Raw genomic sequence first — 14,425 nt, forward strand, 5'->3', positions numbered from 1 at the left:
TAATGTGCCGCAGCAGTACAGCCGGCTGACAAAAAAGCCGCCAACCTTCACGGTTGGCGGCTTTTTTTACGACCGCGAATAACTGCGACAAACCTGCTGCCAAAAGTTATTCAAGAGGCATCCATCTTATGCTTCTGACGCCAGGTTAAACACCGCCATCGATTCCACGTGCGACGTATGCGGGAACATGTTGACCACGCCGGCCTTGTCGAGCACGTAGCCGGCGCCGACCAGGATGCCGGCGTCGCGCGCCAGCGTGGAGGGGCTGCACGACACGTACACCAGGCGCTGCGGCAGCAGATCGGCGCGCGTCTGGCTCAGCGCCGCCAGCGCTTCGCACAGGGCGGCAGCGCCGTCGCGCGGCGGATCGATCAGCATGCGGTCGAATTTTCCGAGTGCCACCAGGTGCTCGGCCGTGACCTCGAACAGGTTGCGGGTGTAGAACGTGGTCTTGCCGGACAGGCCGTTGGCCCGGGCATTGTCCAGTGCCCGCTCGGACAAGGTGGTGCTGCCTTCGATGCCCACCACTTCGCGCGCCTGGGTGGCCAGCGGCAGGGTGAAGTTGCCGAGTCCGCAGAACAGGTCGGCCACGCGGTCGTCCGGCTGCGCGTCGAGCAGGCGCAGCGCCTTGGCCACCAGCATGCGGTTGATGTAGTGATTGACCTGGGTGAAATCGACCGGCTTGAACGGCATCGTGATGCCGAACTCCGGCAGCAGGTAGTGCAGGTCCGGTCCCAGCGGATAGTACGGCGCGGCCGTTTCCGGGCCCTTGGTCTGCAGCCAGAACTGGATGCCGTGCAGGTCGGCAAAGGCCTTAACCTTGACTTCATCGTCGGCCGTCATCGGCGCCATGATGCGCAGCACCAGCGCGGTGACGCCTTCGCCGATCGCCACCTCGATTTGCGGGATCTGGTTGTACAGGCTCAGCGATCCGATCAGCGCGCGCAGCGGCAGCAGCAGGTCGGACACGTGGCGCGGCAGGATGTCGCAGCTGCGGATGTCGGCGACAAACGGCGAATGCTTTTCGTGGAAGCCCACCAGCACCGTATCCTTCTTGACCACGTGGCGCACCGACAGGCGCGCGCGGTAGCGGTATTCCCAGGTGGGGCCGTACATCGGGCGCATCATGGTCTGCGGTCTGACTTTGCTGATGTGCCAGAGGTTATCCTCGAGCACGCGCTGCTTGATCGCCACCTGCGCGGTCGGTTCCAGGTGCTGCATCGAGCAGCCGCCGCACTGGTTGAAGTGCGGGCACCTGGGCTGCACGCGCAGCGCCGACTCGCGGTGCAGCGTGGTCATGCGCGCCAGTTCCCAGTTCTTCTTTTTCTTGAAGGTGGTGAAGCTGACGCGCTCGCCGGGCAACGCGCCCTCGACGAACACCACCTTGCCTTGCGAACCGTCTTCATTGTCCAGGTGGCCGACGCCGTTGGCGTCCATGCTGAGCGATTTGATCTCGAGTACGGTATCTTGCATAAAATTCTGTCAGTGAAAGAGGCCGGCCCGTGCGGGCACGCAGGGGCGATGGCGCGACGGCGCGCGCAGGGCCGATATGATAGCAGACGGGGGAGCTAGAGCAGCGAATCGCGGACCACGCCGCGCGCCGCCATGGCCCGTTTCAGCTTGATCAGGGCTTCCTGCTGGATCTGGCGCACGCGTTCGCGCGTCACGCCCATTTCCTCGGCCAGGGTTTCCAGCGTGGCCGGATCGTCGTTATCGAGGCCGAAGCGGCGCATGATGACGATGCGCTGCTTGTCCGGCAGCTTGGTCAGCCAGTCGCGCATCAGCACCGTCATTTCGTGGTGTTCGGCGCGGGCGTCGGGACTGTCGTCGCTGTCGCCCGGCAGCAGGTCCATCAGCGACGACTGCGGATCGTTGTCGAGCGGCGCGTCGAGCGAGGTGGCGTGTTCGGACAGGGCCAGGATGTCCTGCACCTCCTCCACCGGGCGGCCCACCAGCGCGGCGATGTCTTCGGCGGTGGCGTCCTTGCCGTCGTGCTGCTGCGCCTCCAGGTGGTATTTGCCGCGCAGGATCTGGTTCAGTTCGCGCACCATGTGCACCGGCAGGCGCACCGTGCGCGCCTGGTTCATGATGGCGCGCTCGATGCTCTGGCGTATCCACCAGGTGGCGTAGGTGGAAAAGCGGAAGCCGCGTTCGGGTTCGAACTTGTCGATCGCGCGCATCAGGCCGATGTTACCTTCCTCGATCAGGTCGAGCAGCACCACGCCGCGGTTGATGTAGTGCTTGGCGATCGACACCACCAGCCGCAGATTATGCTCGATCATGGTCTGGCGGGCGCCGAAATCGCCGGCCTTGGCCAGCGTGGCGTAGTGCACTTCCTGCGGCGCAGTCAGCAGCGGCCGGGTGCCGATCTGGTTCAGATAGTGCTGGGTGGTGTCGGTGGAAAGCTCGGCGGCCAGCACCTTTTTCAGTTCGTCGACCGGTTCGAGCACACTGCCGCCGATGGCTGCCCCGTCGCCCGCGCCCTCGTCGCCGGCGCCCTCGTCGTCGCGGAAATCGTCCGGGAAGTCGTCATCGAGCGGATCGGGGGGCGTGTTTGTCATGGCTCGGTTCAGATCATTGCAACGCTCGTCGGACGAAGATCAGCGGGGCGGCAGGAACTTCGCGGGATCCACCGGCTTGCCTTGCTGGCGGATCTCGAAGTGCAGCTTGACCGCGTCGGTATCGGAGTCGCCCATTTCAGCGATCAACTGTCCTTTGGTCACGCTTTGCCCTTCCTTGACCAGGATGGCGCGGTTGTGCGCATAGGCGGACAACAGCGTATTACTGTGCTTTACGATCACGAGATTACCATAACCACGGATGCCGCTGCCGGCAAACATGACTTTTCCGGCCCCGGCCGCCACGACCTGCTGGCCGGCCTTGCCGGCGATGTCAATGCCCTTGTTCTTGCCTTCGTCGAAGGTGGCGATCACGCGCCCTTCGGCCGGCCACATCCAGCTCAGTTTTTCGTCTTCGGCGCTCAGGCCGGCGCCGGCTGCCGCCGCTGCGGCCGGCGCCCGCGCGGCCGGCGCGGTGGCCGGCGCGGCCGGTGCAGTTGCCGGTGCGGCGGTCGATGCGGTGCCCGCGCCCGCCGGGGCCGGTGCGGCGCCGTCCGGGCGCTGCAGCTCGGCCAGGGTGGCGTCGGTGTACGGACGTTTCTCGCCCTTCGGTCCGGTTTTGCGCGCCACGGCCGCCGGTGCGGCCGCCTTGTCGCTCGGCGGCATGATCACGGCAGCCGTTTCCACGCCGCTGCCGTTGCTGGCGGCAGCGCCGGCCTCGGGCGGCAGCACGCGCAGCACTTGGTCCACCTTGATGTCGTTCGGGTCGTTGAGATTGTTCCAGGTCACCAGGTCGCGGTAATTCTGGCCGTTTTCGAGGGCGATGCGGATCAGGGTATCGCCCTTCTTGACCGTGTACAGGCCGCGCTCATCGCGCGAGACTTGCGCGGTCTGGCTCGGGGTGGACGGCTTGACGGCAGGCCGGGACACGGGGCGATCGATGACCGGTGCCTGGCTGGGGGCGGTGCTGCAAGCGCTGAGGAAAGACAGCGCCAGGCTCAATACGAGCAAATTGCTTTTATTAATCATTCTCATCTTAAATTCAGTCATGGTGCGGGCATGCGGTGCCGACGGATCGACGCCCGGAACCTGGAAGCATCTTCGAAGCTCCCGTCAGGCGGTGCCGGCGCGCAGCGGCACAAAATGGCAGTCTTCCAGCGTCTCGCTGGTCCACTCCGCTTTACCGGTGCGTGTGATCAGCACCAGCTGCTGCGTCCTGTCGCCCACCGGCGCGACCAGCCGGCCGCCGACGCTGAGCTGGTCGAGCAAGGGCTGCGGCACCTGCAAACCGGCCGCAGCGAGGATGATGCCATCGAAGGGCGCCGCCTGCGGGAGCCCAAGCATACCATCTCCGTAATGCAAGCGCAGATTCGGCACGCGCAGCGGCCGCAGGTTGTGCTTGGCCAATTCGTGCAGGGACTTGATGCGCTCGACCGAAAACACCTCCTGCGCCACGCACGCCAGCACCGCGGCCTGGTAGCCGCAGCCGGTGCCGATCTCGAGCACGCGCCTCAGTGCTCCGCCATGGCGCAGCACCTCGATCATGCGCGCCACGATGTAGGGCTGGGAGATGGTCTGCTGGTGGCCGATCGGCAGCGAGGCGTCGATATACGCCTGCGACACCAGGCCCGGGTCCATGAACTGGTGGCGCGGCACGGTGGCCAGCGCGTTCAGCACCACCTGGTCGGTCACGCCCTGCCTGGCCACCCGCTGCACCATGGCGTGGCGGATCGCGTCGGACACCAGCGGCCGGTCGCGGCTGGCAACCGGCTGCGCCCGCTCCTGGGCGTAGGCGTGCGACTTCGACGGCGTGGCCACGGCGGCAGCGCGCTGCTGACCGGGCAGCGGCACGTGGCGGGCGGCATTCTGGGTGGCCGTCTGCGGCGTCGCGACGGGGGCAAACACCGGCGCCTTCCTGGCGCCCTTGTCGACCACGGACGATAGCGGCAACGGAAAGCTGCGGGGTTTGTCGCTCATGCCAGGCCTTTTTCGAGTGCGGCGAGTTGCGTTTTATGGGTCAGGTCGACCTGCAGCGGCGTGATCGACGTCTTGCCTTGGGTAACCGCGTAAAAATCGGTGCCCTCGCCCGCGTCCTTGCACGCCCCGGGCGGGCCGATCCAGAAGATTTCGCGGCCGCGCGGATCCTGCGAACGTATCACCGGTTCGGCCTGGTGACGACGGCCGAGCCGGGTCGCCGCAACCTGGCCGAGCTGGCCATAAGGCAGGTTGGGAATATTCACGTTCAGCAGGTACGGCTGCGGCAGCGTTTCGGCATGGCGCATCACGATGTCGCGCGCATGCAGCGCCGCATCGTCGATATGCTCCCAGCCCCACGCCCCCTGCGAAAACGCCATGGCCGGGATGCCAAACAAATACCCTTCGGTGGCGGCCGCCACGGTGCCGGAATACAGCGTGTCGTCGCCCATGTTGGGACCGTTGTTGATGCCGGACACCACCAGGTCGGGGCGGTAATCGAGGATGCCGGTCAGGGCGATGTGGACGCAGTCGGTCGGTGTGCCGTTGATGAAATAAAAACCATTGTCGGCGCGCTGCACCGACAGCGGCCGGTCCAGCGACAGGGAGTTGGACGCCCCGGAGCGGTTGCTGTCGGGCGCCACGACCACGATGTCGGCCACCGGCGCCAGGGCCTTGGCCAGGGCGTTGATCCCGGGCGCCAGGTAGCCGTCGTCATTGCTGATCAGGATTCTCATGGCGTAGATTTTACCTGAAGCAATGCGAGTGCTGCGCAACTTGCAGATGAGCAAGCAACAAAATTTTGCCTGCCGGCTGCGGCCGATGCGCGCTGCAGGCGCGGCTAGCCCGCCTTGTGCGCGGCATAACCGCGCCCCTCCGGCACGGGCGACGGCGGCCACGCGGCATCGGCCGCCAGCGTGCGGTGCGGCGCCCGGGCATGCAGGTGGGACGGGCGCGCCAGGGCGTCGCCGTAATCGTCCATGGTGGCGTCCTGGTGCACTTCCGGCGCGCCGGTGCCGGGCAGCGCTGCCGCCTGCTGCGCCACGCCCTCGAGCAAGGCCTGGGTGCGCCGGGTTTCCGGGTGCTCGGCGCCCAGCCGGCCCGCTTGCGCCCGCGCCACTTCGTCGAGCAGGCGGCGTGCACCATCGAGGTCGCGTGCCACCACCAGCGTGCGCGCCAGCGCGGTCTTGCTGCGCAGCGTGTCGGCGTGTTCGGCGCCCAGCGTGCGCTTGCGCGAGGCCAGCACCTGTTCCTGCGCCTGGCGCGCATGCTCGATATCGCCGCGCTGGAACAGCAGCTCGGCGCGCGCGGCCTGGCAGGCCAGCGTCAGCAGATGTTCGGCGCCGAGCTGGCGCAGGTAGGCGTCGAGCACGCTGTCCTGGACGTTGAGCGCTTCGGCGGTGCGATGCTGCTGGGCCAGCGTGGCGGCCAGGCTGCTACGCGCCGCCAGCGTATCGAGGTGTTCCGGCCCCAGCAGCCGCTCGCGCGCGGCAATCACGCTTTCTTCGAGAAACTGGGCTTCGTCGAGCTGGCCCTGCAAGCGCAGCGCGCCGGCCAGGTTGCCCTTGCTGGCGACGGTGTCGAGGTGCTCGTCGCCCATGGCGCGCTGGCGCAGCGCCAGGCTTTCCTCGAAACAGGCGGTGGCCTGGCGCAGCCGGCCCTCCTGCAGGTACAACTCGCCGAGCAGGTTGAGGTCGCGCGCCAGCGGCTGCGACAGCGCCCGGCTGCCGATGCCGGCCTCGCCATCGCCCTGCTCGAGCGCGTGGCGGGTGTCGGCGATGGACGACAGCAGATGGATTTCACGCGAGGACTGCCAGGGGAAGTAGCCGGGGCCCAGCCAGTCGAGAAACGCTTCGAAGGTCCGGGTCAGCGAGAAGCGGTCGCCGCCCTGGTCCATGCGCACGGCCAGTTGCTCGCCGTAGGCGAAGGTGCGCGTCTGCTGCAGCTGCACTTCGTCGAAGTACGAGTCCAGCGACACGTGCGGCAAGCCGTAACAGTCGCGCATCAGGCGCTCGAAGATGGGCTGGTAGCCGATGATGTGCTGTTCGGGAGCGCCGCGCCGCCACTGCGCGCGCTGGGTGCTGTCGCCCATTTCGATGCGCGAGGGCAGCGGATAGACCAGCAGCGGACGCTGCTCGTCTTCGTGGCTGCTGCGATAGGCGGCCGCGCGCGTGACCAGCGCTTCCACCCCTTCCAGGCTCTGGCGGTTGGGCGTGAAGACCACCACGAGCTTGCGCGGCAACAGCGTGGTGCAGATGCCGGCGCTGTCGGTGCGGCCCGTGCGCGAATCGACCAGCACATAGCGGAAATGACGGGCCATGAGGTCGGCAAAACAGCGGAACAGCGCCGGGCAGCTGTCGAACAGCTGGTCCCAGTGCATGGCCGCCAGCCGTTCGCCGTAGCCCTGGTCGAACCGTCCGGCGCGCATCAGGTACAGCTGGCTGCTCTGGTCCACCCGGCTCACATACTGCTGCCAGCCGACCGCCGCCAGCACTTCCCGGGCCAGCGCTTCGTCGTCGGGCGCTGCGCTCTCGTCCGCGGCGCCGTCGGCGACCGTGTCGCGCGCGGCCGGGCGGCGCCGCTGCGCCAGCTGGTCGCGGCAGGCCTCGAACAGTTCGAGCACGCCGGGCCGCTCCTCGTGCAGCTCGAAATAATGGTGCAGCCCGGGCGCTTCCATGTCCCAGTCGATCATCAGTACCGGCGACGTGGAGTTGTGCTGGCGCGCCAGCAGCACGGCCAGGTTGGACAGGGCCATGGTGCGCCCCGTGCCCCCCTTGTACGAATAAAAAGTGACCACTTCGCCGCTGTCGCTGAGCGGTGTGAGGGACAAAGAAACGTTTTCCATGGCAAGCCCTTTTATCGAGGGAAATGTGGCGGCGGAATGGCGCGCCATTCCGATGGGATGTCCGGCATGACGAATCGACCGCAATCATGCCCCGGCGGAATGCTGTGCTTGACCTTGTGATAATGCGCGGCGACGCGGTCGACGATGCGGGCGATGTGCGGCAGGTAGTCGGGATTGTTTTTCAGGTCGCCGCTGGCCAGGGTATAGCTGGAAAAATCGACGTACATGCCAGGCCCGCCGATCTGGGGCGGCAGGTTGAGCGGATGGCGGGTCATGATCACCGGGATGATCAGGTGGCTGGGCAGGTCGTACCACTGGCGCCGCTCGGCCTCGATCAGCTGCATGGCCGCGAACTCGCGCCGGGTGTAGGGATGGGCCTCGTACTTGGGCGAGTAGATGACGATCATGCACACGCTCTCGCACAGCGCGCGCGCAATCCGGCCGTCGAGATCGTCGCCGCCGCCCAGTTGTTCGCTGTCGACGAACAGCTCTTCCTCGTTGTCGAAGTGCGGTTCGAGGTAGCACTTCAGGGCCTCGACCAGGTCGTCCTTGAACTTTTTCATGTGCGCGTGTTTGCCGTGGGCATAACTGAAAAAACAACCGTGGCGGATCGTCATGACATCCTCCGTTCCTGCTCCACAAGGCAGCAGCATCAACCAACTCTAGCCATCCGGCCGCCAGCAGCTTTGCGCGCGGACAAACGGAATTGCGCCCAAATATGGCATCTACACGCCAGGATTGAGCTTGATTTTTGCGAGAAAATGCGGGTTGGAACGGACAGCGGACATCGCGGAGAGTGCAGGCGCCGGACGGCGCCGTGCGGGTGGGGTAGTTACTGGTCCGGGTCGGGCGCCTGGTTCAGCTGGTTGAAAAACGCCAGCACATCGGCCGCCTCGCGCGTGCGCTTGAACGATGGCAGGCTCTGCCAGATGCGACGGCCGTACGGCTTGGAGATCACGCGCGGATCGCACAGCATCAGCACGCCCTTGTCTTCGACATCGCGGATCAGGCGGCCGGCGCCCTGCTTGAGGTTGATGATCGCCTCGGGCAGCGTGTGGTGCATGAAGCCGTTCTTGCCCTGCTTTTCCATCACTTCGATGCGGGCGGCCAGCACCGGGTCGTCGGGCGGCGCGAATGGCAGCTTGTCGATGATCACCAGCGACAAGGCGTCGCCGCGCACGTCCACGCCTTCCCAGAAACTCTGGCTGCCGATCAGCACGCCGTTGCCGGCCTTGCGGAACTGGTCGAGCAGCTCGGTGCGGCCACGGTCGCCCTGGACGAACAGCGGGAACGGCAGCCCGCGCTTTTCGAACTCGTCGCGCAAGCGCTCGGCCGCGCGTTTCACGGCGCGCAAGGTGGTGCACAGCAGGAAGGTCTTGCCGCCTGCCGCTTCGATCACCGGCAGCGCCAGGTCCAGCACGGCGTCGGTGTAGCCCATCGCGTTGGGGTCGGGCAGCCCTTGCGGTACATACAGAATGCCCTGCTCTGCGTAGTTGAACGGGCTGGGCCAGGTGCGCGACGGCTCGTTGGTCAGCCCCATCTGCTCCGAGAAATGGCTGAAGTCGTTTTTGACGGCCAGCGTGGCCGACGTGAAGATCCAGCTGCGCGGCGCGCCCTCGCGCTGGCCGGCGAAGATCGGCGCGATCGACAGCGGCGTCTTGTGCAGCTGCAGCGACGACGCATACGCTTCCACCCAGTACACGGCTTCTTCGCCCTTGTTCACCTTGGCTTTCGGGTCGAACTTCCACGCCGCCAGCTTTTCGGCGATCTCGAGGCCGCGCTGGCGGCACTGTTCCAGCGTTTCTGCGCGCATGGCCTGGGTTTCCAGCACGGCCAGCATGCCGTCCAGTTCATCCTTCAGGTGCTGCAGCGCCGGGAAGAACTCGCTCGACGGCGCGATCTGCGGCAGCGACAGGCGCACGATATCCTGCGGGAAGGTCAGGCGCAGGTCGCGCGCCGCCTTTTCCACGACCGTCACGGTCTTGCCCCAGTCGGCGCCGTCGCGGGCGTTGGACAGGCCCTCGGCCAGCACGTCGCGGCACAGTTCCAGCACCTGCGAGGTCGAGAAGGTATCGCCGAAGAACAGCGTGGCCGTATCCGGCAACTGGTGGGCTTCGTCGAAGATGATGGTGTTGGCCGACGGCAGCAGCTCGGCCACGCCGGAATCCTTCAGTGCCACGTCGGCAAAGAACAGGTGGTGGTTGACCACCACCACGTCCGCCTGCTGGGCTTCCTTGCGCGCCTTCATCACGAAGCAGTCCTGGTAATACTGGCACTCCTGGCCCATGCAGTTTTCGCGGGTGGACGTGACCAGGTTCCAGACCAGCGCATTCTCGGGCACCTTGACCAGTTCGGCCTTGTCGCCGGAGCTGGTCATCTTGAGGAAGCGCGAGATTTCACGCAGGTGGCCGACGTCGTCGCGCGAGGTCATGCGGCCGTTTTGCAGCGTGCGCTCCAGGTGGTAGTGGCACACGTAGTTCGACCGGCCCTTGAGCAGCGCGATCGATACCGGCGCCTTGAGCGCGGCGCGCACGTTCGGGATATCGCGCAGGAACAGCTGGTCCTGCAGGTTCTTGGTGCCGGTGGAAACAATGGTCTTGCCGCCCCACAGCAGGGCCGGGACCAGGTAAGCGAAGGTTTTACCGGTGCCGGTGCCGGCCTCGGCAATCAATGTGGTCTGGTTGGCGATGGCGTCCGCCACCGCCTTGGCCATCTCGGTCTGCGACCGGCGCGGCCGGAAGTCGCCCACCGCCGGCCCCAGCGGGCCGCCGGCGCCGAACAGCTGTTCGACTTCGGCATCGTGGACGCCGGGCGCCTGCTCGGGCGTGGCGCCGATCACGGCAGGGACGCCGGGCGTCGCAGGCGCCTGCGGCGCGAGCGCGCCCGGCGTTCCGGCATCGGCTTCGACCGGACGCTTGAGGATGGGACGGCTGGCCGGCGCGGGCGCGCCAGCGGGCGTAGGCAGGGCTTCGGTCAAAATGGGCTTCGTTGGGCGCGGGGGGAAAACGCGAAATCGGGGCGCGAGAGGTCAGCCGGCTCAGGCCGGAACATCGGGCACCAGTTGCATTTTCAGCAAAGTAATATGGTCTTTCAGCTGCAGCTTGCGTTTTTTCAGGCGGCGCAATTGCAGCTGGTCGTGGTGACCATCCAGCGTCAGCATGTCGATCACGGCGTCCAGGTCGCGGTGTTCGACGTCGAGTTCGATCAGACGACGCTGGATATCTTGTACATCAGTCATGTTTCTCAGTCGCGGGAAGGTTCACGGAATACGGCACGGTGCGTAGTGTAATCCACGGCGCGCCTGCCAACAACCTTATGCTTGTCGGCAAACCGTGCAGCGCTAGTTTTTGGCGGCGGCTGCCGATGCGGCAGCGGCCGCCGCTGCCGCTTTCTTCTGCTCGTCGGCAGCGCGCGCAGCGGCCTTGGCGCGGCGCTTTTCCAGGCGCTCGGCAACCTGCTGCTGGCGGCGCGCGGCATCGGCCTGCTTCTTCTCGTAGGCGGCCACGTTGGCGGCGCGCTGGTCGGCTGCGGACGCGGTCCTGGCCGCGTCGCGGCGCAGGCGCTCGGCGTGCGCGGCCTGGCGTTCGGCCAGGCTTTTGCCGCCCTTGGGCGGCGCCGGCTGCGCCAGTTCCTCCTCGCTGCGCACCGGCTTGCTGCGCGCCGCCTGCTTCGCTTCACGGCGCGCGAATTCCTCGCCATCCTTGCGCGCGCGCTCGGCCAGGTCGGCGTCGCGCTTGGCAACCGATGCGGCACGCTTGAAGTGCTCGGCTTCGACTTCCTCGGCGCGCAACTGGGCCAGCGCCAGGCGCCGCTTTTCCTTGGCCTGGTCCAGGCAATTGGTGGTGAAAAACTTGTCGTAGCAGACCGCTTCTTCGGCTGCGAAGGTGCTGGCAACGGTGGCGCGGTCGCGGGTCACGCGCGCCAGGGTGGCGTCGGCCTGCTCCACCGACTGGGTCGGCGTGACGACCGGTTCCGGGTCCCTGGAGGCGGCCCGGGCCGCCATCGTCACCAGGCACAGCGCGGCAACCATCATCGATTTCAGTGTCAGTTTCATAGGCTTCCTGTTGCTACGCCAGCGCGCTGGCTGCGGTGCGCTGTTCGCGGTCCATATAGTGCTGCGATTGCATTTCCACGATGCGCGAGACGGTGCGGTGGAATTCGTTGGCCAGCGTGCCGGTCGTGTACAACTCTTCCGGCTCGACCTCGGCCGACATCAGCAATTTTACGCCCTGGTCGTAGAACACGTCGATCAGCCACGTGAAGCGGCGCGCCTCGGACGACATCGACGCCGACATGCGTGGAATTTCCGACAATATCACGGTGTGGAAGCGGCTGGCGATTTCCAGGTAATCGTTTTGCGAGCGCGGACCGCCGCACAGCGTATGAAAATCGAACCAGATCAGCGAACCGGTGCGGCGCAGCGCGCGGATCTCGCGCGCCTCGATGCGCACCACCGGATCGTCGTCGGCCGATTCTGCCAGGCGCGCATAGGCGTCGCGCAGCGCCTTGTCGGCAGCAGCGCCGAGCGGCGTATAGTACGACTGCACCTGTTCCAGCGCGCGGCTGCGGTAATCGATGCCGGCGTCGATATTCATCACGTCGAGCTTTTCGTACAGCAGGTCGATGGTGGGCAGGATGCGGTCACGGTGCAGGCCGTCCGGATACAGCAGTTGCGGATCGTAGTTGGACGTCATGATGAACGACACGCCGTTGTCGAACAGGGCCTTCAACAGGTTGTACATGATCATGGCGTCCGCCACGTCCGAGATGTGGAATTCGTCGAAGCAGATCAGCCGGTATTTCCTGGCCACGCGCTTGGCGACTTCGTCGAGCGGATCGGCCACGCCCTTGAGTTCGTCCAGCTGGCGATGGACGCCGCGCATGAATTCGTGGAAGTGCAGGCGGGTCTTGCGCACCACGGGCACGACCGAGTAAAAACTGTCCATCAGGAAGGATTTGCCGCGCCCCACCCCGCCCCACATGTAGACGCCTTTCGGCACCTGCGGCCGGTTGATCAGGCGCTTGAAGGTGCTCGAGCGCTGGGCCTTGTAGCGGACCCAGTCGTCATAGCATTGCTGGAGCCGGTCCACGGCGCGGCGCTGGGCGGCATCCGCCTTGAAATCGCGCTCTTGCAGCGCCTTCTGGTAAAACTCTTCGACGTTCATGGGGTATCTGTTTGTGTGACGGCAGCACAAAAAAATGGGCGGACCGCAGTCCGCCCACGCTTCACTTGCTGCGATTGCTTAGAAGTTGAGCGTACGCTTGTCGATCGCCAGCGCTGCTTCCTTGGTCGCTTCCGACAGCGACGGGTGCGCGTGGCAGATGCGGGCGATGTCTTCGGCCGAGGCCTTGAACTCCATCGCCACCACGGCTTCCGAAATCAGCTCGGACGCCATCGGGCCGATGATGTGCACGCCCAGGATTTCGTCGGTGGTTGCGTCCGCCAGGAACTTGACCATGCCCGAGGTATCGCCCAGCGCACGTGCGCGGCCGTTGGCCAGGAACGGGAAGGTGCCGGCCTTGTAGGCGACGCCGTCGGCTTTGAGCTGCTGCTCGGTGCGGCCGACCCAGGCGATTTCCGGCGAGGTGTAGATCACCCATGGAATCGTGTTGAAGTTGGTGTGACCGTGCTGGCCGGCGATACGCTCGGCCACGGCCACGCCTTCTTCCTCGGCCTTGTGCGCCAGCATCGGACCGCGCACCACGTCACCGACTGCCCACACGCCCGGCAGGTTGGTCTTGCAGTCGTCGTCGACAGCGATGAAGCCGCGCTCGTCGAGCGCCAGGCCCACCTGGTCGGCGCCCAGGCCGTTGGTGTTCGGGGTGCGGCCGATCGAGACGATCAGCTTGTCGAACTCGGCGGTAATGGCTTCGCCGTTGGCGTTTTCGTAGGCCACGGTAACGCTGTTGTCGCCCTTGGTGATGGTGCCGATCTTGCAGCCGAGGTTGATCTTCAGGCCCTGCTTGGTAAACAGCTTGTTGGCTTCCTTGGCGATCTGCTCGTCCACGGCGCCGAGGAACACCGGCAAGCCTTCGAGCACGGTCACGTCGGCGCCCAGGCGGCGCCACACGGAACCCATTTCCAGGCCGATCACGCCGGCGCCGATCACGCCCAGCTTGGCCGGCACGCCCTCGATGGCCAGCGCACCGGTGTTCGACAGGATCAGTTGCTCGTCGAACTCGGCGCCCGGCAGCGCGCGCGCGTTGGAACCGGTAGCGATGATGACCTGCTTGCCGGTGATGCTGTCAGCGGCCGGACCGGTGATGGTCAGCGGGTAGCCGTCGGCGCCGGCAGCGCCAGCGAATGCCGCGCGGCCGTGGAAGAAGGTCACCTTGTTTTTCTTGAACAGGTACAGGATGCCGTCGTTGTTCTGCTTGACCACGCCATCTTTGCGCTTGAGCATCTGGCCCAGGTTCAGCGACAGGCCGGCAACGTCGATGCCGTGTTCCTTGAACGCGTGACCGGCGTGCTCGAAGTGCTCCGACGATTGCAGCAGCGCTTTCGACGGGATGCAACCGACGTTGGTGCAGGTGCCGCCCGGTGCGGGGCCGCCCTTTTCATTTTCCCAGGCATCGACGCAAGCGACCGAAAAGCCCAGCTGGGCGGCGCGGATGGCGGCGATATAACCGCCAGGACCGGCGCCGATGACTACTACGTCAAATTGTTTACTCATTTTTATATGTCCAATCAGTTTCTTCTTCTGGAACGAAGATCCACAACACTATGTATATCGCCAGGCCGAAGCCGAAGGTCAGCACCAGCAGCACCAGCAGCACGCGCCAGATCCACGACTCGATGCCGGAGATGCGGGCCAGGCCGCCGCACACGCCGCCGAGCCAGCGGTCGTTGCGCGCGCGGCGGAAGCGGCCGACGTGGTCTTCGCGCGGTCGGTGCGCTTCCTGGCTCAGCAGTCGCATCTTGGCTTCAGCGAACTCGTCCGCTGTGAGGGCGCCGGCCAGGTGCAGCTCGTGCAGGCGCTGGATTTCTTCCGCGATGCTCATGGTTTCCCTTGGAGTGACCCCGGCATACCGATGCCGGGGTGAGACT

At 65.9% G+C, this 14,425-nt stretch carries 13 protein-coding genes; all 13 read right to left on the minus strand.

Going from position 1 to position 14,425, the window contains the following annotated elements:
* Window positions 1-126: 126 nt before the first annotated feature.
* The 13 genes from rlmD to ASF61_RS20970 all read right to left on the minus strand — a co-directional run bounded on the left by rlmD (window position 127) and on the right by ASF61_RS20970 (window position 14,379).
* Entirely contained in the window at window positions 127-1,473 is a 1,347-nt protein-coding gene (gene rlmD, locus ASF61_RS20910) for a 23S rRNA (uracil(1939)-C(5))-methyltransferase RlmD (protein WP_056160516.1), read from the minus strand.
* Between the two features lie 95 nt (window positions 1,474-1,568).
* A complete protein-coding gene (gene rpoS / locus ASF61_RS20915; protein WP_056160518.1) occupies window positions 1,569-2,561 on the minus strand; it encodes an RNA polymerase sigma factor RpoS in 993 nt (330 codons plus the stop codon).
* A 39-nt stretch (window positions 2,562-2,600) separates the two neighbouring features.
* Window positions 2,601-3,587 (minus strand): peptidoglycan DD-metalloendopeptidase family protein, encoded by a 987-nt coding sequence (locus tag ASF61_RS20920; RefSeq protein WP_056160520.1) that lies wholly within the window; start codon window positions 3,585-3,587, stop codon window positions 2,601-2,603.
* 84 nt (window positions 3,588-3,671) lie between these two features.
* Entirely contained in the window at window positions 3,672-4,535 is an 864-nt protein-coding gene (locus ASF61_RS20925; protein ID WP_056160522.1) for a protein-L-isoaspartate(D-aspartate) O-methyltransferase, read from the minus strand.
* Window positions 4,532-5,269, minus strand: a complete 738-nt coding sequence (gene surE / locus ASF61_RS20930; protein ID WP_056160524.1) for a 5'/3'-nucleotidase SurE — start codon at window positions 5,267-5,269, stop codon at window positions 4,532-4,534. Before surE ends, ASF61_RS20925 begins: the two co-directional genes overlap by 4 nt.
* Window positions 5,270-5,373: 104 nt before the next feature.
* Window positions 5,374-7,377, minus strand: a complete 2,004-nt coding sequence (locus tag ASF61_RS20935; protein ID WP_229205957.1) for a KGGVGR-motif variant AAA ATPase — start codon at window positions 7,375-7,377, stop codon at window positions 5,374-5,376.
* Window positions 7,378-7,388: 11 nt separating this feature from the next.
* Window positions 7,389-7,994, minus strand: coding sequence for a toll/interleukin-1 receptor domain-containing protein (locus tag ASF61_RS20940; protein WP_056160526.1), 606 nt, complete (start codon window positions 7,992-7,994; stop codon window positions 7,389-7,391).
* A 215-nt stretch (window positions 7,995-8,209) separates the two neighbouring features.
* Window positions 8,210-10,216, minus strand: a complete 2,007-nt coding sequence (locus ASF61_RS20945) for an ATP-dependent DNA helicase (protein ID WP_056160742.1) — start codon at window positions 10,214-10,216, stop codon at window positions 8,210-8,212.
* A gap of 198 nt (window positions 10,217-10,414) precedes the next feature.
* Window positions 10,415-10,615, minus strand: coding sequence for a YdcH family protein (locus tag ASF61_RS20950; protein ID WP_008450659.1), 201 nt, complete (start codon window positions 10,613-10,615; stop codon window positions 10,415-10,417).
* A 102-nt stretch (window positions 10,616-10,717) separates the two neighbouring features.
* The gene (locus ASF61_RS20955; protein ID WP_056160528.1) at window positions 10,718-11,431 is read right to left on the minus strand and encodes a hypothetical protein; all 714 of its coding nucleotides are present in this window, start codon (window positions 11,429-11,431) and stop codon (window positions 10,718-10,720) included.
* A gap of 13 nt (window positions 11,432-11,444) precedes the next feature.
* On the minus strand, window positions 11,445-12,542 hold the full coding sequence (zapE, locus tag ASF61_RS20960) for a cell division protein ZapE (RefSeq protein WP_056160529.1): 1,098 nt from the start codon (window positions 12,540-12,542) through the stop codon (window positions 11,445-11,447).
* Window positions 12,543-12,620: 78 nt separating this feature from the next.
* Window positions 12,621-14,051, minus strand: coding sequence for a dihydrolipoyl dehydrogenase (gene lpdA, locus ASF61_RS20965; protein ID WP_056160532.1), 1,431 nt, complete (start codon window positions 14,049-14,051; stop codon window positions 12,621-12,623).
* Window positions 14,044-14,379, minus strand: a complete 336-nt coding sequence (locus ASF61_RS20970; RefSeq protein WP_056160533.1) for a PspC domain-containing protein — start codon at window positions 14,377-14,379, stop codon at window positions 14,044-14,046. Before ASF61_RS20970 ends, lpdA begins: the two co-directional genes overlap by 8 nt.
* Window positions 14,380-14,425 lie beyond the last annotated feature (46 nt).

Origin of the sequence: Duganella sp. Leaf126 (genome assembly GCF_001423125.1) — a bacterium.
Classification (GTDB): Bacteria; Pseudomonadota; Gammaproteobacteria; order Burkholderiales; family Burkholderiaceae_D; genus Rugamonas.

Coding starts and splice junctions, on each gene's coding strand:
- rlmD (WP_056160516.1), bottom strand. CDS start 1,473: ATGCAAGATACCGTACTCGAGATCAAATCGCTCAGCATGGACGCCAAC.
- rpoS (WP_056160518.1), bottom strand. CDS start 2,561: ATGACAAACACGCCCCCCGATCCGCTCGATGACGACTTCCCGGACGAT.
- ASF61_RS20920 (WP_056160520.1), bottom strand. CDS start 3,587: ATGATTAATAAAAGCAATTTGCTCGTATTGAGCCTGGCGCTGTCTTTC.
- ASF61_RS20925 (WP_056160522.1), bottom strand. CDS start 4,535: ATGAGCGACAAACCCCGCAGCTTTCCGTTGCCGCTATCGTCCGTGGTC.
- surE (WP_056160524.1), bottom strand. CDS start 5,269: ATGAGAATCCTGATCAGCAATGACGACGGCTACCTGGCGCCCGGGATC.
- ASF61_RS20935 (WP_229205957.1), bottom strand. CDS start 7,377: ATGGAAAACGTTTCTTTGTCCCTCACACCGCTCAGCGACAGCGGCGAA.
- ASF61_RS20940 (WP_056160526.1), bottom strand. CDS start 7,994: ATGACGATCCGCCACGGTTGTTTTTTCAGTTATGCCCACGGCAAACAC.
- ASF61_RS20950 (WP_008450659.1), bottom strand. CDS start 10,615: ATGACTGATGTACAAGATATCCAGCGTCGTCTGATCGAACTCGACGTC.
- ASF61_RS20955 (WP_056160528.1), bottom strand. CDS start 11,431: ATGAAACTGACACTGAAATCGATGATGGTTGCCGCGCTGTGCCTGGTG.
- zapE (WP_056160529.1), bottom strand. CDS start 12,542: ATGAACGTCGAAGAGTTTTACCAGAAGGCGCTGCAAGAGCGCGATTTC.
- lpdA (WP_056160532.1), bottom strand. CDS start 14,051: ATGAGTAAACAATTTGACGTAGTAGTCATCGGCGCCGGTCCTGGCGGT.
- ASF61_RS20970 (WP_056160533.1), bottom strand. CDS start 14,379: ATGAGCATCGCGGAAGAAATCCAGCGCCTGCACGAGCTGCACCTGGCC.